The sequence below is a fragment of the Bacteroidota bacterium genome (genome assembly GCA_017303905.1).
Taxonomy (GTDB): Bacteria; Bacteroidota; Bacteroidia; order B-17B0; family Aurantibacillaceae; genus JAHEYG01.
Genome location: JAFLBH010000001.1, coordinates 1,104,770 through 1,129,366, shown reverse-complemented (window position 1 = coordinate 1,129,366; position 24,597 = coordinate 1,104,770). Strand labels below are relative to the sequence as shown.

Annotated in this window: 23 protein-coding genes; 1 reads left to right on the top strand and 22 read right to left on the bottom strand. The window is 33.6% G+C overall.

What is annotated here, in order from left to right:
• Position 1: 1 nt before the first annotated feature.
• From J0L69_04815 to J0L69_04710, 22 genes are all read right to left on the bottom strand, one after another.
• Positions 2-1,774: an N-acetylneuraminate synthase family protein gene (locus J0L69_04815; protein MBN8692494.1), complete on the bottom strand. Its 1,773-nt coding sequence runs from the start codon at positions 1,772-1,774 to the stop codon at positions 2-4.
• A gap of 2 nt (positions 1,775-1,776) precedes the next feature.
• Entirely contained in the window at positions 1,777-2,523 is a 747-nt protein-coding gene (gene hisF, locus J0L69_04810) for an imidazole glycerol phosphate synthase subunit HisF (protein ID MBN8692493.1), read from the bottom strand.
• Positions 2,517-3,119, bottom strand: a complete 603-nt coding sequence (hisH, locus tag J0L69_04805; GenBank protein MBN8692492.1) for an imidazole glycerol phosphate synthase subunit HisH — start codon at positions 3,117-3,119, stop codon at positions 2,517-2,519. Before hisH (J0L69_04805) ends, hisF (J0L69_04810) begins: the two co-directional genes overlap by 7 nt.
• Positions 3,119-4,267 carry an N-acetyl sugar amidotransferase gene (locus J0L69_04800; GenBank protein MBN8692491.1) on the bottom strand — a complete coding sequence of 383 codons (1,149 nt, stop codon included), beginning with the start codon at positions 4,265-4,267 and terminating at the stop codon, positions 3,119-3,121. Before J0L69_04800 ends, hisH (J0L69_04805) begins: the two co-directional genes overlap by 1 nt.
• 14 nt (positions 4,268-4,281) lie before the next feature.
• A complete protein-coding gene (locus tag J0L69_04795; GenBank protein MBN8692490.1) occupies positions 4,282-4,917 on the bottom strand; it encodes a methyltransferase domain-containing protein in 636 nt (211 codons plus the stop codon).
• Positions 4,918-4,921: 4 nt separating this feature from the next.
• Positions 4,922-6,076, bottom strand: a complete 1,155-nt coding sequence (pseC, locus tag J0L69_04790) for a UDP-4-amino-4,6-dideoxy-N-acetyl-beta-L-altrosamine transaminase (protein MBN8692489.1) — start codon at positions 6,074-6,076, stop codon at positions 4,922-4,924.
• A 3-nt stretch (positions 6,077-6,079) separates the two neighbouring features.
• Positions 6,080-7,096 (bottom strand): UDP-N-acetylglucosamine 4,6-dehydratase (inverting), encoded by a 1,017-nt coding sequence (pseB, locus tag J0L69_04785; protein ID MBN8692488.1) that lies wholly within the window; start codon positions 7,094-7,096, stop codon positions 6,080-6,082.
• Positions 7,097-7,113: 17 nt separating this feature from the next.
• A complete protein-coding gene (locus tag J0L69_04780; protein MBN8692487.1) occupies positions 7,114-8,193 on the bottom strand; it encodes a glycosyltransferase in 1,080 nt (359 codons plus the stop codon).
• A 130-nt stretch (positions 8,194-8,323) separates the two neighbouring features.
• A complete protein-coding gene (locus J0L69_04775; protein ID MBN8692486.1) occupies positions 8,324-9,484 on the bottom strand; it encodes a glycosyltransferase in 1,161 nt (386 codons plus the stop codon).
• Positions 9,484-10,599 (bottom strand): N-acetyl sugar amidotransferase, encoded by a 1,116-nt coding sequence (locus J0L69_04770; GenBank protein ID MBN8692485.1) that lies wholly within the window; start codon positions 10,597-10,599, stop codon positions 9,484-9,486. Before J0L69_04770 ends, J0L69_04775 begins: the two co-directional genes overlap by 1 nt.
• Positions 10,600-10,630: 31 nt before the next feature.
• Complete coding sequence (gene asnB / locus J0L69_04765) at positions 10,631-12,565, bottom strand: asparagine synthase (glutamine-hydrolyzing) (protein MBN8692484.1); 1,935 nt, start codon at positions 12,563-12,565, stop codon at positions 10,631-10,633.
• Between the two features lies 1 nt (position 12,566).
• Entirely contained in the window at positions 12,567-13,784 is a 1,218-nt protein-coding gene (locus J0L69_04760) for a glycosyltransferase (protein MBN8692483.1), read from the bottom strand.
• Between the two features lie 19 nt (positions 13,785-13,803).
• Positions 13,804-14,715, bottom strand: a complete 912-nt coding sequence (locus tag J0L69_04755; GenBank protein MBN8692482.1) for a glycosyltransferase family 2 protein — start codon at positions 14,713-14,715, stop codon at positions 13,804-13,806.
• 26 nt (positions 14,716-14,741) lie between these two features.
• A complete protein-coding gene (locus J0L69_04750; GenBank protein MBN8692481.1) occupies positions 14,742-15,509 on the bottom strand; it encodes an antibiotic acetyltransferase in 768 nt (255 codons plus the stop codon).
• 34 nt (positions 15,510-15,543) lie between these two features.
• Entirely contained in the window at positions 15,544-17,142 is a 1,599-nt protein-coding gene (locus J0L69_04745) for a hypothetical protein (protein MBN8692480.1), read from the bottom strand.
• 15 nt (positions 17,143-17,157) lie between these two features.
• Positions 17,158-18,447, bottom strand: a complete 1,290-nt coding sequence (locus J0L69_04740) for an ABC transporter ATP-binding protein (GenBank protein MBN8692479.1) — start codon at positions 18,445-18,447, stop codon at positions 17,158-17,160.
• A gap of 1 nt (position 18,448) precedes the next feature.
• Positions 18,449-19,300, bottom strand: a complete 852-nt coding sequence (locus J0L69_04735; protein ID MBN8692478.1) for an ABC transporter permease — start codon at positions 19,298-19,300, stop codon at positions 18,449-18,451.
• Positions 19,297-19,836: a UpxY family transcription antiterminator gene (locus J0L69_04730; GenBank protein MBN8692477.1), complete on the bottom strand. Its 540-nt coding sequence runs from the start codon at positions 19,834-19,836 to the stop codon at positions 19,297-19,299. The genes J0L69_04735 and J0L69_04730 overlap by 4 nt, the downstream gene beginning before the upstream one ends.
• A 60-nt stretch (positions 19,837-19,896) precedes the next feature.
• The gene (locus J0L69_04725; GenBank protein MBN8692476.1) at positions 19,897-20,436 is read right to left on the bottom strand and encodes an ArsR family transcriptional regulator; all 540 of its coding nucleotides are present in this window, start codon (positions 20,434-20,436) and stop codon (positions 19,897-19,899) included.
• A 119-nt stretch (positions 20,437-20,555) separates the two neighbouring features.
• Entirely contained in the window at positions 20,556-21,311 is a 756-nt protein-coding gene (gene hisF / locus J0L69_04720) for an imidazole glycerol phosphate synthase subunit HisF (GenBank protein ID MBN8692475.1), read from the bottom strand.
• Positions 21,312-21,313: 2 nt separating this feature from the next.
• On the bottom strand, positions 21,314-21,919 hold the full coding sequence (gene hisH / locus J0L69_04715) for an imidazole glycerol phosphate synthase subunit HisH (protein MBN8692474.1): 606 nt from the start codon (positions 21,917-21,919) through the stop codon (positions 21,314-21,316).
• A 6-nt stretch (positions 21,920-21,925) separates the two neighbouring features.
• Positions 21,926-24,283, bottom strand: a complete 2,358-nt coding sequence (locus J0L69_04710; GenBank protein MBN8692473.1) for a polysaccharide biosynthesis tyrosine autokinase — start codon at positions 24,281-24,283, stop codon at positions 21,926-21,928.
• Between the two features lie 77 nt (positions 24,284-24,360).
• On the opposite strand from J0L69_04710, the gene J0L69_04705 reads away from it, so the two are divergent.
• Entirely contained in the window at positions 24,361-24,597 is a 237-nt protein-coding gene (locus J0L69_04705) for a hypothetical protein (protein ID MBN8692472.1), read from the top strand.

The window sequence follows — 24,597 nt, the reverse complement described above, 5'->3', positions numbered from 1 at the left end:
TTTAACTTCTACGTATTACGGTGTGTTTTTTTAGAGTTTCTATTAATTTAGGATCGGTAAAATACTTCACCTCCATACCGGAATTCTTTAAGGCCAAATCAGGATTCTTATCTAAATAATCGATTACATTGATAAGGTTAGGCTCTAACCCCTTTTCTTTTAGTTGCCTTACTACTTCGTTAAACAATTCTAAATCCTCAGGATAATCTAATGTTAATCGATAATCACGAACAAGGTTTTCAGGCAAATCAATTTCATTTATTCTAAATTCATCCGGATTATTTGTAAAATAATACGTCATGTATTCAGAATAATCAGCAGACGGAAAATAAGACTTAACACGTCGCAACGCTTCCGAATTAATAATCTCTAAATTTGTGCCAATTGCCGCTTTCTTAGCTCGTGAATAATCGGCTCCACTTTCAAAATGAGCTTTCAATATTGGTTGAAGAATCTCATTCCCGATAAATGGCATATCCGCGGTAACCCTTACTATGACATCAATTTTAAGTTTTTCGATGATATCAATGTATCTCTGAATTACATCTATAGGATCGCCTTTATGAAAAATAACACTTGGTTTATAAGTGTAATCTTTTAACTCAGCGTCTTCTTCGTGAGTTGAAGTGGCAAGTATTACATGATTAACATTATCAAAAGTCATCGCATTCTTAATGCATAACTCTACTGATGTATAATCTCCAATTCTCAATAGTGCCTTCTTAGGTAATCTTGATGATTTTAATCGACATGCTATGATAACAGCTATGTTGGCTTTCTTCACATCCTCTTGTTTTATACAACTTCCTGCTTCTAACCTATTTGAAATAACATAGAACTCGCTTGTTAACTTAAGCAATTGCTTTGAGGTTAAACCTGTGTCGGATGTTCTTTTAAAATCGAAGTCACAATTCAAATTATACGTTTGTCCGCTATTCTTCTTATCCTTTAAAGATGGGGTTTGAATTGTTGTATTTAAATAATTTCTTTCCTTAAGATTTATAAAATCAATATTTGATAAAGATTGATAGACCTTTAACGTTTCCAGATACTTTTGGTATCCCTCCTTATTTAAACTAGAATAATGATCGTACTCCGGTTTAGGCCCGCTTAAACAAACATGTTTTTCAATATATTTTGCCCCCAATAAAGACGCAATTACCGGCAGATAGATAGACTCCTCCAAATCTGCCTGAATATGATCAGCAAAACTTATATCACAGCCATACTTGTCAATTAAAATTTTTATTTTGTTTAAACCATTATCATGTATACTAGTTGGATATCCCTGAAATCCTACTTGCAAAATTATTTGCTTTGGCTTTAGGTAACTTTTAAATCTATCCACCACTTGCGCTATCTCTTCCAGCTCAATACCCGAAATATTTAATATTACTAAGCAATTTGTTAAGTCGATTTCTTTAAGTGAATTTAGAACATTGTAATTATATAATATAGAAGACTGGAACTTTAGTCCTTTTATTTTTTTTAAATTTTCACGAATTACTTCTACAGAGTAAGTATCAAAAGTATCAATCCAAACGTCTAAATTATCAGATGCCAAATCAATAATTTGCTTCCATTGTTTCTTATCAAAGTAAAGCTTTTTATACACCTCATACCAGCTAAAATTTTCTTTAGCGATTTGATCATACTTGAAAGGCTGAAATTTAATACCTTCTGCTTCTGTATCTTTAAATTCTTTGATTAAAGATTTAAGATACTCCTGATCACCTGCGTGCACATTGGCAACTTCAATAATATTATACACCATAATTAAATTCTTACATTTACGTCGTTTTGTTTTAATGTGTTTTTTATATCAAGGGGAGTGTACTGTGTAAAATGAAAAATACTTGCAGAACCCACAGCCTCAGTTTTTGTCTTAGTAAATAATTCAGAATAATGCTCCATTTCACCACCGCCCCCAACCGCAATTACCGGAATGTTTGTTTTAGACAAAACATGATTAATTAAATCGCAATCAAAACCATTCATCATTCCATCATTATCAACACTTGTAACAACAAACTCACCAACTTCACATTCGGTCATGCTTTTCAAAAATTCATCTAGCGAAATATCCAAATTAGTTTTATTATGTATTTTATATCCAGCTTCCGCTTTATAAGCATCAACAGCTATTGTGATGCACTGACTTCCAAAAACATGAACTGCTTGCTTAATAAAATCAATATCGGTAAGTGCCTTTGTTTTTATTACCACTTTATCTGCACCAATTTTTAGAAGATTCGTAATATCATCAATGCATGTTATGCCTCCACCAATAGCAACAGGCATATAACATTCTTTAATAACATCCGCAACCAGCTTTAAATTAATTTTTCTTTTTTGATCGGATGCAAAAATATCAAGGAAGACTAATTCATCTACCCCGCGCTGATTATATACTCGCGCTGCCTGTACCGGATTCCCAACCATGCGCGGATTAGCAAACTGCTTTGTTTTTACCAGTCCAAAACCATTAAAAGTAAGAATAGGAATAATCCTTGCTTTTAGCATTTCTCGAAATAATTTTTTAATAATGTTAAACCTGCGCCTTGACTTTTCTCAGGATGAAACTGCGCTGCAAAAATATTATCGTGCTGTATCACCGCCACTAATTTTGTTCCATAATCAACATATGCAGCCACTACTTTTTCATCTTCCGGAACAAAATGATAACTATGAATAAAATAAAAATCCTTATGATTCAAATCTGCCAGATAATCCTCTTGTCTCACTTCAATACTATTCCATCCCATGTGAGGAATTCTTAAGTTACTTGATTCTATTTTTATAATCTTTCCCTTAATCCATCCTAATCCCGGATTCTCGTAAGGTTCAGTTCCTGTTTCCGCAATTAGTTGCATACCTAAGCAAATTCCCAAAAACCTTTTCTTTTTACCTAAAACCTCATCGCTTAGTAAATGATCGAGCCCTTTTTCTCTTAAGTTTTGCATGCCATGTGCAAATGAACCAACGCCGGGCAACAATATGAAATCTGAAGATTTTATTTCATCATGGTCGGAAGTGATTTTATTTTCAAGTTTCAAAAAATTTAAAGCTTTTTGAACCGAGGCCAAATTACCTAAACCATAGTCAATAATTGCAATCATTATGAAACTTCGAAATTGCGCACTAAATTTCCGTCCTTGTCCTTTTTGAAATTTCCGTTTTCGTCTTGTGCGAATAATACAGGATTAGTGAATGAATCAATTACTGCATCAATTTCTGACTTACTCATGCCCGAATATTTGATAAATTCTGAAACGGCATAATGCGGATATTTTCCATCATACTTTTTCACCAAATCAAGTCCCTCATGTCGGGTTAATCGATTATTTCTAATATCTATACACGCGTGATCGGTTGCACGACCAAATCCGTATTTTACAAATTTCAAATAATCATGAAGGCCAACCAATTTTTCATCTAAATTCTCATAGTTGGTATACGTACCTTCAATTGGACCATCCTCTTTCACAGAGAAACCATGTTCCTTAACTATTTCCAATTGTTTTCGTGCGTCCCAAAAGAAATAATGTCCAAGAAAAATTCCCGTAACACCAACGCGCTCGATATCTTCATCTGATGGATAAAAATAAGGTGTTAATTCTTTTTCTGTGATTCCATCTACACCAATCATATCTTGAATTCGGTTTCCTAACAAACCACCAAATTCCTCTAACCAACGACGGTTAAGTATTCTGTTTTTCACTGACTCTAAAGAAGGTCCTCCATATTCTTGTTGCGGATTTTCTCCCCAAATAATAAGAGGAATATTAAACTTTACTGCAATCATTACAGGAATGGTAAAAATTCCAATATGATTCGGCCACATCTCATCACCAACACGTTTAAAACTCTCGATTACCATTTTTTTATATACAGGATGATTCTTTTTGAAATGAATAACATCCATTCCCATTTCGGAAAGATTATCAAGATTCTTTTGACCTAATTCAGTAACTGCGGTAGTTTCGAAGCAAACCAACAGTGGATTAAGTCCGCATTTGTACTTCATGAAGTAAGCCTGATAGGTACTATCCTTTCCTCCGCTTACCGGCACAATACAATCATACCCTCGGTTAGGGCTCTTTGATTTAAAATGCTCGATGATTTGGTAAAAATCCTTTTCGCGTTGTTTCCAATCGATGCCAACGTTTTTTTGTTCAGCAGCAACACAAGCACTGCAGACTCCATTTTCACTAAAGTGAAGATCGGGTTTAGTTTCAGGAAATAAACATTTCTTGCAATATTTAATATTCATAACTTTTATTATTGTTTTTGTAATAAATAAGCGTAATCAACATTATCATCATTCACATACTTATAATAATCCCTCTTTATTTCTTTCATTTGCGGGAAATTAGTTGTGAATATTTTAGCAAAATCAGCTTTCCATAAAAAACCCGTATTACCTCTGTATTTAACATCTGTAGTTTCAGGTGCATAATATTCAAAACCCATAACGTAAGATTTCGTACAGCGCACCATTTCACCCATGATTCGTTTATGATCGTTTGGATGAATATGTATAAGTACACCATTGGTACATACCAAATCAAAAAAGTTATCTTTAAAAGGTAAATCAAAACCGGAACCTTGAATAATATTTATACCCTTTGTATACTCCTTTGATTTCTCTACAGCATAACTTTGTAACTCGATTCCATATAAATTAGTAAATCCCATTTGTTGGAAGCAATTCAATTGCATTCCGGTATTACTTCCTACTTCAAGAATCTTTATATCCTTGGGAAGATGTCCAATTAGTTTTTCATTAATAGATTGTTTGGTAACGCCCCACGTATCTATGTAAAATTTTTCCCACTCTTTAATATCACGTGTGTTCCTATCGGTGTATTCTTTACCAAATTCACCTTGCCAAAATTTTTCTTGCGTTGTATTCATTGTTTTATTTGTTTATAAAGTTAATAATATTATCAATTACGTAATTCTGCTCTTCCTGTGTTAAAGTCGGATACATTGGTAAACTTAAACACTTGCTATAATAATCTTCCGAAATAGGAAAATCTCCCTGCTTATTTCCTAATTTCTTATAATAAGGCATTGTGTGTACCGGAATATAATGGACCTGACAAAAAATATTTTTAGTTCTTAAATAATCATACAGTTCTTTTCGTTTCTCAATTTCGATAATGTATAAGTGATATGCATGCCCTTCTACGATACCTGATTGCCTTAGTATTGCCTTTTCATTCTTAAAGGCCTCATAGTAATTTTTTGCAATTTCTGTTCTGCGCGTTAAGCCCTCATTGGCTCTTTCTAATTGAGTAATGCCGAGCGCGGCCTGAAAATCGGTTAAGCGATAATTATACCCTAATTCCTGCATCTCATAATACCAGCCGCCATGATTTTCTAGTAAGAGATCAGGGTTTTTTGTTATTCCATGTGTTCTGAATAGTAATATTTTTTTATAAAGCTCTTCATTATTTGTGGTAATCATTCCTCCTTCTCCACAAGCAATGTGCTTTACAGGATGAAATGAGAAAATGGCCATATCAGCAAAATTACTATTCCCGCAAAGTTGTTTATTCCCTTTACTATCTAGGAAAAAACCACCCGGGGCATGACAAGCATCTTCAATGATCCATAAATTATATTTGTCTGCCAGTTTTTTAAACTCCTCCAGATTCACCGCGTAGCCTGCAAAATCAACAGGTATAATTCCTTTAAAAAAACCCTTCGGCTTTGAATTTATTAATGCCTCCACCTTCGCTAAATCTAAAGTAAAAGTATCCGGATTAATATCCGCGAAATAAACGTTACCTCCGCAATAGCGAACACAGTTTGCAGATGCAGCAAAAGTAATCGGCGTTGTAATTACGTTTGTATTTGCATCAACATTTAAAGCCATTGCGCACAAATGTAACGCAGCAGTACCGTTACTAATAGCAACCGCATATTTACATCCAATATATTTAGCAAACGCTTTTTCAAATTCTTCAATCTTTGGCCCCTGTGTTAAGAAGTCAGATTGAAGCGTCTCTATTACCGCTTGAATATCTTTTTCTGTAATATTCTGACGACCGTAAGGAATTGGTTTCATATCTTAAACAGTAAAGTTTGGATCAACATGCTTCTTAATTAATTCTCGAATTCCTTCTGCATCCACCCACTCCGAATTTTTACCGGAACTATAACGGAATCCCTCTGTCACTTTTTTTGCTTTAAATGTACTAATGTATTCATTGAGATTAAAAGCAGGAACTTGCGGCAAAATAGCATAGTATTTTCCAAGGTCATAGGTTGTAAATGAATCCGACTCAGTTATCATTTCCTCATGTATTTTTTCGCCGGGACGAATACCCACAATCTCTATCTTACATTCAGGACCAATTGCTTTTGCCACTTCCGTAATTTTATAGGATGGAATTTTAGGAACAAAGATCTCACCGCCCCAAGCATTTTCCATAGCATGCAAAACTAAATCAGCGCCCTCTTGTAAGGAGATGTTAAATCGAGTCATGGTAGGATCAGTAATAGGTAAAGTACCTGTTTTCTTTTTCTGCATAAAAAAAGGAATTACTGAACCATTAGAACCCATTACATTACCATAACGAACAACTGAAAATTTAATGTTTGCGAATCCTTTGATATTGTTGGCCGCCACAAATAATTTATCGGAGCATAATTTTGTTGCTCCATATAAATTAATAGGTGCTGCAGCTTTATCAGTTGATAAGGCCACTACGTTTTGAACGCCACACTCAATTGCTGCATTAATGACATTTTCAGCGCCCATCACATTCGTCATAACACATTCCATTGGATTATACTCCGCAATATGAACATGCTTCATGGCCGCTGCATGAATAACATAATCTACTCCTTTAAAAGCTTTCTTTAATCTTTCATAATCGCGTACATCGCCAATAAAATAACGCATGCAACTTCCGTCAATCGAAGGAAATTCCATATTCATTTGAAACTGCTTCTGCTCGTCGCGTGAAAAAACAATCAAACGCTTAACCTGAGGCCAACGTTCTAATATTGTTTTTACTAATTGCTTACCAAGTGATCCGGTGCCACCTGTTATAAGTACTGATTTGTTGTTAAGTGTAAACATGGGTTTGAATTATTAAGTTATGCCGAAATTTCTTCAGCGAATTTTCTATAATTTATTTGTGCGTTGAAATTATTTTCCCAAAACTTCCTGCAATTCTGTCTAAAACTAATAGTATTCTTTTTTGAATTTTTAAAATCCATTATTAATTGGGCTACTTCGGCCGAAACAAAATCGCGTTCAAGCAGAATACCGGTCGATTCATTACAAATTTCACGACATCCACCTACATCAGTACTCATGATTGGGATGCCAAAACTTTGTGCTTCCATCATACTTACTGGCAAGCCTTCCGAGTAACTTAAACTTACAAATAAATTGATGGGATTAGTTCGATAAAATTCAAATATTTTTTCGTTTCCAAGAAAACCATGATAAATTACTTTAATGTGGTTAGGTAATTGCTTATTCAATTCTTTAATTTTATTAAGATCCGGACCATCTCCTAACACGTGCCAAACTAAATCAAATTTAATATTCTTTAAAATATCAATCATTAAATCTAATCGTTTAACATCTCTAATAATTGAGCATGTCGCTATATAAAAATTCGAACTATGAGAGTCTGGGATTGGATAAGGATTACTTACTCCTAAGTAGGCTACTTTGATTTTTTCACTAAATTGCGGGAATGATAAAGTTAAATGCTCGGCTCCTTTATTTGATACCGAATAAACGGTATCTACAAGCGATAATTTAAACTTTTTAAAAGGTATGAAATTATGCTCGCTTTGCTCCTCGAACACATCGTAACCATGAGCTCTGCTAACAAATTTAAGTTTAGAATAGTCCTTCTTTATAAAAGCTGAAATCAAAGCCGGTTCCGATAACCAGTAAGAATAAACCGTTGTATTGTTGTTTATGTAATCTCTAAATATATTGTTCGACTTTAACCACGAATACAATTTCAATTTATCCTTAAGATATGCTCTGTACTGCCTTAATTTTCGAAAAGGTCTTTTAAGCCTCATAATTGGCAGTAACTCCTGGAATAAAATAAAAATGAGCCAAAGTTTTAATTTACCGATTTTCTCTCTTCTTTGTACACGCAATACCGATGCGTTAAAGGGTAATTGAGAGTAATTGTTACTGTTAGACAATGTTAATGGTATTATTAAAACCTTATCAAAACACTCACATAAATACTTAATTTCTTCAAGGATATAAGTCTCTGAAACACCTAAAACAGGAAAACCCGATGTTATAAATATCAGTGACCGTTTCTTTTTATTATCCATCTATAACTTCGGACCAAAATTTATCAATTTGGGCAATAAAATTATCAGGGTTATGAACCTCTTTTATCAACCTTAAACTCTCATTCATATATAAATTATGTAGAGAAGGGTGTGAGATATATTCCAAAATCGATTCCGCCAGCCCCTCCGGTGAATCCTTTTTAACTATCAACCCATTTACATTATTTTTAACAAATAACTCAGTTTGTCCTACTCCTCGCGTAATAATTGCATTACCCGACGCCATTGCTTCTGCCATAGCAAGCGATGGAAAGTTTTCATAATCTTGGCATGAAACATAGACCTTAGAATAATTTAATAATCGCCACAACTCACCCTCTGTTTTAAACTCTAATATATTCTCTAAACCGACCAGTTTACTATCATTAAGTAATTGTTCTTTTAATGGGCCTTCACCCGAAATAATAAATTTCCAATTATTAATAGCTTCAACATGATTTTGTTTTAAAATACCAATAGCCTTAATAAACCAATCCGGACGCTTTTGTACATCTAAACGGGAAGCAAAAACAATAGTATTAGATTTTTGTTCGGGTTTAAATTTTCCAGTATCTGAAAATCTTGATTTTATAGCAAATAACTTCTTGGTTTTGTGTCTTATGTTTAGCTTACTGTAATAGTCAACAAAATTCTGATTCCAACAAAAATATCCGTCAATTTTAACTTTCGAAAATAATGGTTCGTAAGTAGCAGTCATACCTTTATGCTGAGGGTGCTCCGAATCAGCTAAAGCAATTGGCGCATAACAATTCACTATATTAATCACTATTTTAGGTCGAATAATTCCCGGTAAACCGTTTAATTTCTTAATAAGTGGTACGTAACTAATGGAATACAAGGGTATGTGAATTAGTTTAATTCTATTAATTAAAATAAACTTTACTATCTGAAGAAACTCAAGTATGCTCTTAAATCTGTTTGAAATGATTTTAAACTGTAAAAGATTATTTGTGCATTTTAATTTGTTAACCCTTTTAAGATTATTAATCGATAATTCATCTATAATATAAAAAAGCCTGTGTTTTTGCTGCTCCTTATTATAAATATCAAAAAAGTCGGCAAAAAATCGTTCGGCACCACCACCACCTTTCAGGTCGTTAATTCCAAAAATAAACAGAGCAACATTAGCCATTATCTAACAAAAGGGCTTAGTAAATCAAGCAATGGGCCAATTGTTCTTTTAAAAATATAATGCTTTCTAAAGTGTTTCTTATCCCATTGCGTTCCGTAATTGGTATGCGGAACCGGTGCTTGGCTCATATATTTCTCAAACTCCTCTCTGCTGATGTCAAATTTTTTAAGCGCATATTCATAATCCTGCTTTTGTAATTCGAGATCATAAGTAGGCTGATTTAATTCTTCTAAAGCTGCATTCCTCTCCATTAAATGGGCGGCTACCATTGTAGCAAGATGCGCGCGTCTTTTATCCACTTTAAACTTATGCGGCAAAATATAACCTTGATAAAAACGAGTGAATACAGACTCGTAATGTTTTCCGCCATAATCACGCCAGCCAAATTCCCTTATTAATAGTTCCTTCGCTTTATTTTTATCATAGTCTAATAAATTAAGAGGCGATACTGAAAACATTTTAAATAATGTAGAATATACGTATTGTCTTGTTAAACCAAGTTTAGGGAAGTTTTTAAGCTTCCGAGTTCCAAATTTTTTATGAATAGCTGTCAGATTAACTATATCTAGTTTATCGGCATAAATCCACGACCTAGGTAAAATAGCTTCGGAAGAAATATTATTGCCATTGATAATGCTTTTTATTTTATACTTTCTGGCTATTCTATATAAACTTGCAAAAATTAACTGATCAGTTGGAACTTCAATATCTATAACAGAAGCTTTAATGTAAGATAGTTGAAGGTCCTTGAAATCTTCCCAATTAATAACATATGTATATAAATCAAATCCGGTCTTCTGGATTATACTTTCAATATTCATTGTTGCCAATTCACTATTCCAGCCATTATCAAAATGCACTACCAGAGGCCTCAAACCTTCTTGTTTCGCCCAATAACATAAATATGAACTATCAACGCCTCCGCTTAATCCAATCAGACAATCATACTTGTCCGATTTACCTAATTCTTTGATTTTTTTTACTGAATCGCTTAACTCCTTGAGTCTTACATCAAGCGGTCGCCAAATTGTTTTTCGCGCAAGCACTTCGAAGTCATTACAAAAATTACATTTTCCATTCTCATCAAAAGTAATTTCGCTCGCACTTGTATCCATAACACAATTTGTGCAAATTTGATATGCTGCTTTAGTTGGCATCTAAAATTATTTGAGCATTTAAAATATTCCAGGTTTTGTTACAAAATGATTTATTGAGTTTATTCATTTTGTATGACATACTTATTTCTTCGCTAATTACATCCGCATTCCAAAAAGGAGACTGCTTAAAGCTTACTGAATTGATCGTATCAAAAACAAATTCTTTAAGCACTCCTTCAAACCACTCTTGCATAGGGGCGCCTATTCCAACCTTATATGTTCTTGTCCTTATCTCTTCAGGTAAAATGCCTTTCATGGAATCACGTAAAATTAATTTTGTGAAACCGTTACCAATCTTTGAAGAAATAGGTAATGAAAAGACGTAGGTAACTAATCTATAATCCATAAATGGCATTCTTATTTCAATACCGTTTTGCATCGATGCTCTATCAAAATCTCTCAGATTAATTGGCAATGAAAAATTATGAAAATCGTTGTACACCATTTTTTCAGATTTGGACCATTTTTCAGGCGCATCCTGTTGGATATTTATCTCGTGAATTAATTCGGAATTTAATTTTTGGTACCACGATACGCTTTTCTCATTATTTTGCTTAATATAATTCCTAAACAACTTATTCCTCAGCAAACTGATTCCCTTCCGAAATTTTGATTTATTAAAAGAATTAATAACATTCCTCAAATCATTGATATTATAATTAGGTGACAAGCCACAAAGTATAAGCGCATATTCTTCGGCTCTCTTAAAATTACTTTCTTCTATTGCATCATAAAACGCTTGATAAACATAAGAGTTATACCCATACATCATTTCATCTACGCCATGTCCATCCATGGAAACAGTTACCCCATTATTTCGCATACTTTTATATATGTCGGATATTGAAATTATTGGAGTAGAAACAACACCATCAAATAAGCGGGTGGTTTTAATTATTTCATTTACAAGATTACTATAATCAGGAGTAATATAAATAGCTTTTCCATTAATGGCATTAACTACTTTCTCGGCATAACTCCTTTCATCAATGGAGGTTCCCGGAAAAGTTGCCACAAAAGCCTGTTGCCAGTTGGAGGGAACACGTTCTAAAACTGATCCTGATTTGCTAATTTCATGAAGTGTTGAATAAACTGAGCTAGAATCCAAACCACCACTCAAGGCGGAAGCAAGAGTCACATCGCTTCGCATTCTTATTTTACATGCATCCTCAAATAATTCTGTGAATTTTTCTACTTGGTGCTCGTATTTTGTGGGGATCTCAACAAAATGATCTTTTGTATTCCACCAACGTTTTACTTGCGGTGTAGAAAAATTATTTAATTCGAGAAAATGCCCGGGTCTTAATTGATATATTTTTTTATAAATAGTTTTGTCAGATCCTTCTATTAATTCTGGTTGCTGCAAGGCCAGTTGAAATACATCATTATTAATCTCACGTTTAAAGTTAGCGAGGTGTTTAAACGCAATTGTTTCAGAAGCAAAAGCGAAGATGCTATCAGGAACAAATAAAAAATAAAGTGGTTTAACCCCAAAACGATCCCTGACCAATTTCAAAGATTTTTTTTGAAAGTCCCATATAGCAATAGCAAACATTCCGTTAAACCGGTTCAAACAATCCATCCCCCATTGCTGATACGCCTTTAATATAACTTCCGTGTCTGTTTTTGTATTAAAATTATTACCAAGCCCCTCTAACTCCTTCTTAATTTCCAAAAAATTATACACCTCTCCATTATACGTAATCAACAGTTTTTTATCACTACTATACATTGGTTGCTTGCCCGCTTCTGTTAAGTCAAGAATCGATAAGCGACGGTGACCAAATCCTACCAAACCATTCTCAACCAACTCATACCCTGAACCGTCAGGTCCGCGATGAAAGATTGAATCGGTAAAACTGCGGAGTTTATCCGGCCTCACCTGTTCGGAATTTAAATGTACTATTCCGGCTATTCCGCACATTTCAATTTAAATAATTTGTTTTAAGCATTTCGCAATTCCTTTCTAAATCGAATTTATTTCTCCAGTACTCTTTAGCAGAACGTCGCAATTTCAATTTGTTTTCAGGTGAACTCTTCGCATATTCTATAATAATTTCAGAAACTTCAGCGGGAATAAAATCCTTTGGAATTAAAAAACCTGTTTCTGTTGTTACAATTTCCGGAACGCCGCAGACATTTGTGCCAATTACCGGAATACCAAAACTAATAGCCTCCATCAAAGAAACGGGCACGCCTTCACTTTCACTAACATTTATAACCAAATCAACGTGATTTTTTCTGTAAAAATCAATTACATATTCGTTCGGAACATGTCCTTTTAATTCAAAAGTTACATTACATGGAAGTTTTTTAATCTCATTCAATAATTCATTGGTTCCGGTACCATCACCAAAGTGTATCCAATTCAATTTAAACTTCACTCCACTTAAAATTTGCGAAATTAAAGCGACTCGCTTCAATGGAATAATGCTTGAACATGACACCATTGTAAAAACATCACCAACGTTCTCAGGATTATTTCCCATATTCTTAACGCCCAAATAAACATTCTTGATGCGTGCAGTAGTAAAAGGATACTTTTGCTTTAAATAATTCTCACCATATTTCGAAACGGGTAATATAACATCTATATGTTTCATTTGAAAAGACCGAAAAGGGAAAAAAGACTTAGTTTGAGACTCATCATAATCACCACCATGTGCCCTGGTGATTATTTTAATATTAGATTTATCTTTAACCAAGGATAAATAAAAGACCCAAATATTAAACCAATATGAATAATACTTAACATTCACGCCGTATTTTAAAATTACTTCATTTTGAATTCTTTCCGCTACATTGCATGCATGAAGTAAATAGTTAAAATAGGTGCTGAATTTTGAAAAATATTTTAACTTGTTCTCAGAATAATAAATCTGATGCCCGACAACTTTAAACAATAATCCTGAATTCTTGAATATTTGTCTGATTCGGTTATATGGCTTATATATTTCAAAATCTTGGATTTGTACGTTTTCAGGCAATATATACTTACAATCTTGAATGTTATTTCGGATTGGTATAACAACTATTTTCTCAAAATGATTCGATAAAAAAATCAATTCATGTTCAATAAACTGTTCAGCTTTTGAAGTTGAGAACTCTTCTGCAAAAAAAATAAGAACTGAAGTTTGGCTCATTATTAAAAAAAGTTTAGCGCTAATTAAACTGAAACATGTCTGCCAATAGAACTCTTAAACAGTACTTTAATCGCAATAAAACTCTACCAATACTGTTTCTCCCAACTCCTTCTATTGAAAGGAACTGAACCAGGCTACAATATTTTATAAAACGAGTTGACTCGGATTTAACTGATTCTATTATTTTACGATCCATGTCATTGCGTTCTAAAATGACACTGTATAGTTCAGAAAAATATTTATAGTATAGTTCAGGCTTAATCCTTCGTTGGTGTTTTTTCATAAATCGAATTTGCGAGTCAATACTCTCTAATCTTTTCTCATTTTTTTTCCAATGTACTATACAAGTTGGATCAGATGTTGATATAAATTTATATTGTTCCGCAAATCTTATACTAAAATCAAAGTCCTGATGTCTTAACAAACTCTCATCCCATTTAATTGATTTAGCGCAATTCGATTTATATACATGCGTTGGTGTTGGGGCTTTTCCGTCCGTTAATAAATATGTAGACATTGATTCATTCTCGCCAATAGGCCTGCTCTCCATGAGCTTTTTACTTTCACCATCATCAATGTAACAACTGCCAAAAACACCATCAGCCTTTTGGGTTTCGATGTCTGCAATTTTCGATTGCAAATGATTGCTTAGCCACTCATCGTCAGAATCCAACATCGCTATATAAATTCCGTTTGCAGAATTAATCGCCACATTACGACAAACATTTGCATTAGATTTTTTGTCAAGTCTGATGTATTCTATACGTGAATCATTAAAATCATCAATTATAGGTTTCAAATCAACATCAGAACAATCATCCACAACCTTTATTTCAAAATCCTGAATTGTTTGCTTTAATACACTTTTAATGCATCGCTTTAATTCTTCGCTTCTGTTATAAACCGGAATTATAACACTAACCAATACCATGAGTAATTCGTTTATAAAAAATTAAATTACTTAATACCAAATTGCTCAAATAAATAAAGAATTTCCGAATGTGGCTTGTTCCACCATTTTGATTCCAAAAGCGAATCTATCACGTCTTGATTAAACCTGTACTTAATTACTTTTGCTGGAGAACCCGAAGCTATTGCGTAAGGAGGAATATCTCCAACAACGACGCTGTTGGCAGCGATAACTGCTCCGATACCTATTTTCGCACCTGATAATATTACTGAATGAGTTCCTATCCATACATCATGACCTATTTCGATATCTCCCTTTGATACAATATCGAGCATAACATTCCTCTCTTCAAGGTTCCTGTGTATAAAATATGTTGTTAATCTCCTGTGATCGTGGTTAAATTCCTGAAACGTGACATTTCTTGCAATTGAACAAAAATTTCCAATTACAATCTTATTAATTGAGGCTCTTAAATCAGTATTATGACCATTTATTGTTGTATTCCTTCCAATTTCAATATTACCATAAAGCTCAACGCCACCAACAATCTTTGAATAACTCCCAATCTTTACTTCACCTTCAATTACTGTATTTGAAATCAAAACGTTCTTATCAATTGTAATACTTCCTGATAATTTAGTTTTTTCTATAACTGAATATTCATTTACTAGCACTAAACCCGAAAAACTTACTGTGGTAAATTTTGAAGTAGGATGCAGCTCGCATTTCGCATCTGGAGCAAAATAATTCTCCCTTTCAATTAAATTAAGCCAAGACTTTAAGGTAGAATATAAGCGATTTTTTATTATTTTCAATATATTCAATTATGATACGGTTAAAATATTACTATTAAGTAAAATATTTAATATAAAAAGGTTTTTCAATCGACCTATAAGCAGCAGTAGACGCCATGCTTAATTGCTTTTTCAATTGTGCCTCAAAATTTTCATTTACAGGAATGTATTCAGCCTTCCCCTCGGCTACAATATCAGAATAATACAGCTTGCCGGTCTCATGGATCAAAACGGTCTTTTTATTAAACAAAGCAGCCTCAATAGTCGTTGAAGAATGATTCGTTATATGAATACAACAACTCCTTAATAACATTGGTAATGGATCCTTTGTGGCTTCTTCAATATTAATCTTGCTTAAGATATTTAATGTCTCCAAATATGCCTTTATGGCTTTTAATTCTTTTAATTGCCGCGGATGCAGTCTTATAAACCATTTTTTGCTTTCATTTTTTATAAACGAAATAATTGCCTGAGGGAAAAGTTGCTCGATTGAAAAACAGTCAGGCTGCAATGTATATAATATAAAATCGTCTTCTAAGTACTTCTCATTTTTTTGTAACCAGTAATCTACCCAAACATGGCCTCCTACAAAAGCATTATAAAGTTTATTCTGACTGGTTAAACAATCAAGTACTTTAGAGCTGTGTATGTCCCAACACCAATACTTTCGTGGAATATAATCGTATCCTTCTTCCGGAACGACTGACCAGTTTCCATATGCCAGATGTTCATCGACTTGGGCACCATGTTGCATCTCTATCGTCTCAATATTAAGTTTATTAGCGGCTGCAATGAGTGACAAGTCATTATAGTAACACAATACAAAAAGTTTCTTCGGATTAATTTTTTTAAGAAGTTCAGTATAAAAGTCGAATTCCACTGCCAAAGTATAGTTGACTAAGCTTCTAACTTTAGCTTCTGAATAGTTTTCAGCAAACACACTAGTTACATTATTACTTAATAGAAAACTAATAAACTTATCGTAGTCATCAAGTTTAACCACGTTGGCTTTTAACTTTATATACTGTTGTTTCAAAAAATAGAATTCTGTATACTTCTTTAAAAATTCTTTAGGATTGATAATAATTCTAGAGTTTGCGAGACTCTCAGTTTTTCTTTCACCAAATTCAATTACATAAGATTTATCATGAAGATTATTTTCATCAATAATTGTATCGAAAAATCGGTTATACAATGAGGATTTATAATTTATTCGATGCTCATTATGGCCTACAAATAAATAACTTTTTGATTTTATCCTTTTTTTAAGCCTGTAATAATTAAGAGTTGATTTAAGTTTACTTATTAGATCCTTTAATCGAGCGAACTTCTTGATATCAACTCGGTTTTGAACCGGTTTATGGTTTAGATGAGAAGAATGGTGATCATCTGTTTGATTTTGATTACAATCGACTATTAACTTCTTGTTTAACTCATGTGTATAATCAACCAAATAAAAAAACAATCTAATCCTTATTAATGGCCAAAGATGTATACTGTTAAATGTCCAAGAGTTTACTGGAAAATTTTGTTCTATTGACAAAATAAATTCTTTAAATAGTAAATATTCATTCGTTGTATTTGAAGAATTATTCGCGGCTATTTTTTCAGATACACTTTTTATAAGCGTAGCGCTATTTAATTTGACTGTCAAAATCTAAATATTAATCTATTCCTCTTTTATAGTATCCCAATTTAAACATGTAAATAGCTGTCCGGGACGATTTGAACTGAAAGAATAATAAGTGGGGTCGAATGAATTTTCCTCGACAGAAAAACTAAACACATCACTTTGTGAATCAATTCCACCAACATTAGCAATACCAATTCCAATATTTGAAATGCTATAAATTCCCGCTTTTAATGGTTGCGGTAATTTAACCTTAACTCTGTATACACCTTGTTTTCTTTCTTTTAATCTATTTTGATCTTCGTCAGAATCAAAAGAACAGGCATATAGTTCTCCATTTCTATCGATATTTAATCCAACCACAACACCTGACATGTTCTTTTTTAAACAATACTTAATTTCAATAACGATTTGTTCAAATACATCAAAATTATTTTTACACTGCCCCTTTACGTTCATGATACGTGCTTCTAAAATTGACGCGTCTGTTCCTTCCTTCTCACTAAAGAATGAAAAACTCCGCCCACTACCTTTTTGATCCAGACTATTAATATAAAAAGCAACTACCTCAGGAGCTTTTCCCTTGTAAGATATTTCTCCGTTCTGCAATAAAATTGCATTATGACAAAGAGAATTAATCATACCCAATTGATGACTAACAAATAATACAGTCCTCCCTTCACCACTAACATCTTTCATTTTTCCCAAACATTTTTTTTGAAATTCTGCATCACCAACAGCTAATACTTCATCTACAATTAAAATCTCCGGTTCAAGATGAGCTGCAACAGCAAATGCTAACCTAACGTACATTCCACTACTATATCGCTTAACAGGCGTGTCTATGTATCTCTCTACTCCACTAAAATCAACAATTTCGTCAAATTTTCTTTTTATTTCTTGCTTAGTCATTCCTAAGATTGCGCCATTCAAAAAAACATTTTCTCTTCCGGTTAACTCTGGATGAAATCCTGTTCCTACTTCTAACAAACTTGCAACCCTTCCACGTACTTTAATTTCACCAACAGTTGGAGTTGTTACTCTTGATAAAACTTTAAGAAGGGTTGATTTACCTGCACCATTGCGGCCTATAATTCCTAATACTTCACCTTGTTGCACTTCGAAATTAATATTCTTAAGAGCCCAAACAATTTCACTCACTCCCTTTTTTGTTCTATCATTAGTTTCTCCAATTTGCAGATAAGGGTCTTCCTTTCTACGAATTTTATACCACCAGCGATTTAAATCATGCGTTAAAGTACCTGTACCGACTTGCCCTAAGCGGTACTGTTTACCAATGTTATCAACCTTAATTACTATATTACTCATATTAAACTGTATCCATAAAATTCTTCTCAGTTTTATTAAAAAGAAGTATTGATCCATATAAGAGCAAACACATAAATGTAAAACTGTATATTAAACTTCCCCAACTAAAATATCCTGCTCCTAAAAAAATATATTTAAAAGTCTCAACAATTGAAGTTAACGGATTAAGCAGTACATAAAATCTTAATTTGTCCGATACCAAAGACATAGGATAAACGATAGGCGTTGCATACATTAAAAGCTGAACTCCAAAAGCGACTAAAAAGCTAAAATCGCGGTATTTTGTTGTTATAGAAGAAATAAAAATTCCAAAACCTAATCCAAGACCAGCCATGACGAATACCAAAAGCGGCAGCAACCAAATCAAGTTCCAGTTAGGATGGACAGAATGATTTGTAATTAAAAAATAGATCCATACCACAACGAATAAAAAAAACTGAATACCAAACTTAAATAAGTTAGAAAACAACACGGACAATGGTACTATTAATCTTGGGAAATACACCTTACCAAAAACTGAAGCGTTCGCAATAAATGTATTCGACGTTTTGTTTAGGCAATCCGAAAAATAAGTCCATAGTGTAATACCTGATAAATAGAATAGCAATGAAGGTATTCCATCTGTACTTATTTTCGCTAAATAACCAAAAACAACAGTAAATGTTATTGTGGTAATAATCGGTTGAATAAAGAACCAAATTGGTCCTAATATTGTTTGCTTATAAACTGAAACAAAATCACGGCGTACCAGAAGTAACAATAAATCCCGATACTTCCAGATAGCTCCTAAGTCTAGTTGATACCATTTTGATTTTGGCTTAATAATTAAATCCCAATCTTCGTTTTGCGTCATTTTTTTAATGGTGAAATTATTTCTTCCGGTAATCTTACGCGGATGGTTTGACCTATACTTTCCAATACAATTTCAAGCTGATTGCCATCAGATGTATTGAGCACATACCCCTCAATGTTTTTAAGCGCGCCTGAATTAATTTTAATTTTATCGCCTTGTTTATATGTTCTTTTAATTCCGGAAGCTTCCATTTGATAACCGAGCTCGATCAATTGTTTCAACTGTTCAATTTCATAATCCCTTACGGTTGCAATTTTTCCTTCGGAACGCACAAAGTTAACTACACCCTTTGTTTGTAGGGTGCGTTCTTGCTCCTGCGGTGTTATTTGTGCAAATACATAACCATTTAACAACGGAAACTCTACCATTTTCTTACGGTCGCTCCATTGCCGCATTGTTTTTTGCAACGGCACATAAGCCTCAATGCCCTTTTTAGTGAGCAGTTCAGCCACTTTTTTTTCCTGACGCGAGGCCACGTACAAAGCCCGCCAAATTTTTATAGCTTCCGTTTCTTTGTTTTTTGTTCCGCTTTTCATGGCTCCGCCTCTTCAGTCACATTACGCAACTAAAAAGAATTTATGATTTACTAAATACACTTACTTCTCTTTTTTCCAAAGAAGAAGCGGATGCATTCCGGGTTCTTTTATTTTATTCAAGTCAAATTCATTCACCTTAAAGTGAACGTATCTGATTTTCTTATTAATTTTCTTTTCGGCCTTCTCTATTTGCTCTATCAAAAATGCTTTATTTAAGTCATTCCCAACAAGTACTAAGTCTATAATATTTCCATCCTGTCCTTTTGATAACTTTCCAACCAAATAAACTTTCTCCAAATCACCAATGCGTTGCACGATATAATCCACCACGTATTCAAGACCGGTCATTTTGCGGATGATGCTATTGATTTCGCTAAATAAGGGATGTTCGGTGTTGGCCTTAAAGATTTTTTTATTGCCCTCTGTGTGAGACTCTAAAAATCCGGCCTTTTCGAATTTATTCAGTTCTAGTCTGATGCCATTTGTAGACTCTCCAAACTCTTCTTCTAAATTTCTTAAATAGGCTGTGTTCTTGCTGTTGAGGAAAAACTTCATCAACAACTTAATTCGAGTTTTGGATGATATTAGAGTTTCAATCATTATTGAGCAATAAATTTACTCAATATCATTTTAAAATGCAAATTAGATGGCTTTTAATCAGACACTTAAGATTAAATATGATACTTTGGAGTGTTTGTATAAAACCCTGATTAACAGACCTATTCCCGAATTACCTCGCTTCGCTTTGGAAAATTAATGAGAACACCCATGCCCTTTTTAGAATAAACTGCCATACTACCGATGGCAGCTGCATTAGCATCTGCCTCGTATAGTACCTTTCTTAGGTGATCGACGTGACCTGCACCACCGCTTGCTATGACAGGCAGACTTGTAAAATCTACGATTTGCTTGATGAAGTCGTAATCAAAACCATCCCACGTTCCTTCAGCATCTACATTTTGTAAGAATAATTCCCCTATTCCCAAATCTTGCTCTAAGTATTTCACAAAATCTGTTGGTGAATACTTGATTGAATGTCCGTTATAGGAGAAAACTTGCTTTTTACCGAATAGATTCTTTTTGAAATCGAGACACACAACAACAGCCTGAGAACCATATTTAGACACAGCTTCCTTTATAACTGAAGGATTCTCAAAAACCAGTGAATTAACAATAACCTTTTCTACACCATTCTTATACAACTCATAAAATTCACTAACGGTTTTAACCCCTCCTCCATAAGCGAATGGCATGAAACACTCCCCGGCAAAATCAGCAATTTTTGAGATGTTAATTTTCCTTTTTTCCTTCGACGCATTGATGTCAATAAGAATCAATTCGTCTACTTCTTTCTCATTAAATATTTTAATGGCATTGATTGGATCACCAACGTATGAAGGGTTTTTGAATTTGATGGTTTTAACAAGGCCTTTCCCATCATATAATAAACAAGGCATGATACGTTTTAGAGCCATGGTTAAAGTTTAGAAAAGTTACTTAATACTTCCATACCAAATTTCAAACTCTTTTCGGGGTGAAACTGAGCTCCGTAGATATTCTCATGATTAAACATACAGGTAAATTCATCACCGTAGTTACAAGTTGCGATTACATCATTTTGATTGTTGCATTTCACATAATAAGAATGTACGAAATAAAATCGTTGTCCGGGTTTTTTATCGATTAATCTATTCTCCTTCTTTACATCCACGTAATCCCATCCCATATGAGGGATTTTTAGTTTATTATCAGAAAAAGTAAATTTAATTGTTTGAGCATCTATCCATCCTAAGCCGCTTTCATTTCCCTCTTCACTACTTTTAGTTAATAATTGCATACCCAAACAAATTCCAAGAACAGGAATTTTATCAATTAATGCTCGCTTATTTAAAACATCTAATAATCCCTTTTGCTTAATCAGATTGATACCATTATCAAAAGCACCTACACCCGGTAAAATTAATTTAGTTGCGCTATCTATTTTTGCAAGGTCATCAGAAATAATTGCTTCAACACCGAGTTTTTTGAACATGTTTTTTACCGATACCAAATTTCCTAAACCGTAATCAACTATCAGTAACATGATGTATTAGATTTTTTTATAAGAACCTTGTCCATAACCCTTTCCGTAGCCGTAACCATAGCCGTAACCATACGTGTATCCATAACCTTTATAGTAATATTTACCAGAAAGACTTCGTACTCCGTTTAGAATTAAGAACATGTTTTTAATTTTATTAGCATCCACTAAATGTTGTACAAAATTCACCACCTTTTTATTGGCGGATTTTGTATTTAAAACAAAAAGCGAAGCATCCACAAATTGCATAAGGTAAATGGCATCAGAAAGTAATCCTGCCGGTGGCGTATCAATGATAACATAATCGTAATTCTCTTTGCACCTTATGATTAACTCCTTAAGCTTTTCCGACAACACGAGCTCTGAGGGGTTTGGCGGAATCGGCCCTGCAAAAACACAATCTAAGTTGTCTATTGCCGTTTTTCCAATAATTTCTTCAAATGAGTTAAGCCCTGCAAGGTGGGTGGTTATTCCTATTTGTGGTTGCGCGCCAAGCATTCTGAAAACTCTAGGTTTATGAAGATCTAATTCTAAGATAACAACCTTTTTCCCAGTTTTTGCTAGAATTGTCGCAATATTTACTGAAGTGAAAGTTTTTCCTTCACCCGGAGCAAATGATGTAACCAAAATTGAACGCGCCTGAGCATCGATATTTGCATATTGCAGGTTCGTCCTTAAATTTCTAAACGCTTCGCTGATTTTTGAATTAGGTTGTTCATCAACCACTATGCCTTTATCAACAGGAACTTTCAATAAAGGTAAAACACCAATCACAGGTAAATCCGTTAATTCTTTTAAGTGATTAACAGATTTTATTCTTGTAAAGAAAAAAACACGAAGAGCAATGAGAACAAAAACAATCATTAAGCCGAATGACATAAAACTGTTTATTATTTTTGACTTATTGGGTTCAACAACTCCCATACTACGAGGTTGTTCAATTATTTTTACATTAGGTATAATACTTGCTCGTGCAATTCTTGTATTCGCACGTCGTTCCAAAAGAAAGTTATAGAGCTGCTCACTCACATTTACCTTACGTTGAATATTAAGAATATCCCGCTGTTTGGAAGGTATTTGCTGTACATCACCAACATAAGATCGCATTTGAGAATTTACATTCTCAATCATCTTTGTAGTAGCTTTTCGAGCATTATTAATATAAATTAAGAGGTCTTGTTTTAACTTATTGATTGTTTGCTTTAAATCATTAATTCCGGGATAGCTTTCTTTCGCTGTATTATAGATTTTATTAAGCTCGATTTGTTTTGAGTATAATTCCTGTACAGCCTCCTTCATGAATCCCTCTTTCTCGATTACAAAAACGTTTGGCGGTAAAAACTGTGGATCTTTATCTTCAATAATGTATTTCTCCAAATCATTGAGTGCTTCTATTTGAAAATTATATGTTGATCGTTGATTATCCAAACTGGATAATTTTTCTAAAAAATCCTCCCTTTCCCATTCAAGATCCAAAATATTACGCCTAGCCTTATAGCTTTGCATTGTATCTTCGATGTTCTTTAGATTAAAACTAATTTCGTCCAATTGTTTATCAATATATACAATGGTTTTTTCGTTCAATTCTATTTTCGACTTGAGTGTATTTTCAGTATAAACCTGATTAAGCGTATCCAATACTAATAAAGCTCTTTCCGGAATAATATCCTTCATTTTAATTTCCAGAATATTAGTGTACTCTGGATTTTCTACACTCATTCCTCTTTGAAAATTTGCAATTAACCATTCTACTGAATGAATTATAATTTGATAGTTTGTGGATTGCATACTGCCTACCAAACCCTTATCAAAAATGGATGTTCTTCGTATTGTTAGATTAAAGTCAACATTAATTAGTTCCTTGTTAAATTCTCCTTTTATTGGTTGTATAGTTTTATCCGGAAGAGTAATTTCAAAATGATCGTAATCAATTATTTTTACATCCAAGGGTACCTCATACCATCCGGGATTCACATTGCTAACAATCACTTCAAATGGCAATCCGTTAAAATACTCAGTTACTCGAACTCGCCCGACAATATAATAGGAAACTTGCAACCTGTCTTTTAAGCGCTTCATGGTTTCCTTCATAATGTCGTAGGAACCAATTACCTTCATTTCATTGGAATTATCAATGTAAAGTGCGCCTGCGTCCGTTACAACATTTCCGCTAGAATACTCATCGTTTTTATTAAGTAATAACTGTGTTTGAGCCTGATAAACATCGATTTGTTTATACGCATAGAAATAACCTGCCAGATAAAAAAAAGGAACAATTAAAATAGGAATGTACCAGTTAGTTCTAACGATACGCCATAACAGATTGAGATCCTTTTCTGTAATTATGGATTGTTTTTTGGTTTCCACAAATGATGTTACAAGCAAAGATAGTTGAATTTAAACGATAAATTCTTTTGCTTTTGCCCTATTTTTACTTTATCTTTATGCCCATTGCATTAAAAATGAAACGTTTAGCCTACATCTGCCTGATTATTTTTGTCGTAACTGGCAGTCAATCACTGTTTTCGGCTCCTCCCCCTCCCCCCACTACCAAGCCCCCATGCTGGCCTCCTCCTTGTATTCCAATTGATGGTGGAATTAGCGCGCTAATTATTGCCGGTGCAGCATACGGAGCTAAAAAGCTACACGATAAAAAGAAAAAAGCTTCTGAAATAGCTTAA

Coding starts and splice junctions, on each gene's coding strand:
- J0L69_04815 (MBN8692494.1), bottom strand. CDS start 1,774: ATGGTGTATAATATTATTGAAGTTGCCAATGTGCACGCAGGTGATCAG.
- hisF (MBN8692493.1), bottom strand. CDS start 2,523: ATGCTAAAAGCAAGGATTATTCCTATTCTTACTTTTAATGGTTTTGGA.
- hisH (MBN8692492.1), bottom strand. CDS start 3,119: ATGATTGCAATTATTGACTATGGTTTAGGTAATTTGGCCTCGGTTCAA.
- J0L69_04795 (MBN8692490.1), bottom strand. CDS start 4,917: ATGAATACAACGCAAGAAAAATTTTGGCAAGGTGAATTTGGTAAAGAA.
- pseC (MBN8692489.1), bottom strand. CDS start 6,076: ATGAAACCAATTCCTTACGGTCGTCAGAATATTACAGAAAAAGATATT.
- pseB (MBN8692488.1), bottom strand. CDS start 7,096: ATGTTTACACTTAACAACAAATCAGTACTTATAACAGGTGGCACCGGA.
- J0L69_04775 (MBN8692486.1), bottom strand. CDS start 9,484: ATGGCTAATGTTGCTCTGTTTATTTTTGGAATTAACGACCTGAAAGGT.
- J0L69_04770 (MBN8692485.1), bottom strand. CDS start 10,599: ATGGATACAAGTGCGAGCGAAATTACTTTTGATGAGAATGGAAAATGT.
- asnB (MBN8692484.1), bottom strand. CDS start 12,565: ATGTGCGGAATAGCCGGAATAGTACATTTAAATTCCGAACAGGTGAGG.
- J0L69_04760 (MBN8692483.1), bottom strand. CDS start 13,784: ATGAGCCAAACTTCAGTTCTTATTTTTTTTGCAGAAGAGTTCTCAACT.
- J0L69_04755 (MBN8692482.1), bottom strand. CDS start 14,715: ATGGTATTGGTTAGTGTTATAATTCCGGTTTATAACAGAAGCGAAGAA.
- J0L69_04740 (MBN8692479.1), bottom strand. CDS start 18,447: ATGAGTAATATAGTAATTAAGGTTGATAACATTGGTAAACAGTACCGC.
- J0L69_04735 (MBN8692478.1), bottom strand. CDS start 19,300: ATGACGCAAAACGAAGATTGGGATTTAATTATTAAGCCAAAATCAAAA.
- J0L69_04730 (MBN8692477.1), bottom strand. CDS start 19,836: ATGAAAAGCGGAACAAAAAACAAAGAAACGGAAGCTATAAAAATTTGG.
- J0L69_04725 (MBN8692476.1), bottom strand. CDS start 20,436: ATGATTGAAACTCTAATATCATCCAAAACTCGAATTAAGTTGTTGATG.
- hisF (MBN8692475.1), bottom strand. CDS start 21,311: ATGGCTCTAAAACGTATCATGCCTTGTTTATTATATGATGGGAAAGGC.
- hisH (MBN8692474.1), bottom strand. CDS start 21,919: ATGTTACTGATAGTTGATTACGGTTTAGGAAATTTGGTATCGGTAAAA.
- J0L69_04705 (MBN8692472.1), top strand. CDS start 24,361: ATGCCCATTGCATTAAAAATGAAACGTTTAGCCTACATCTGCCTGATT.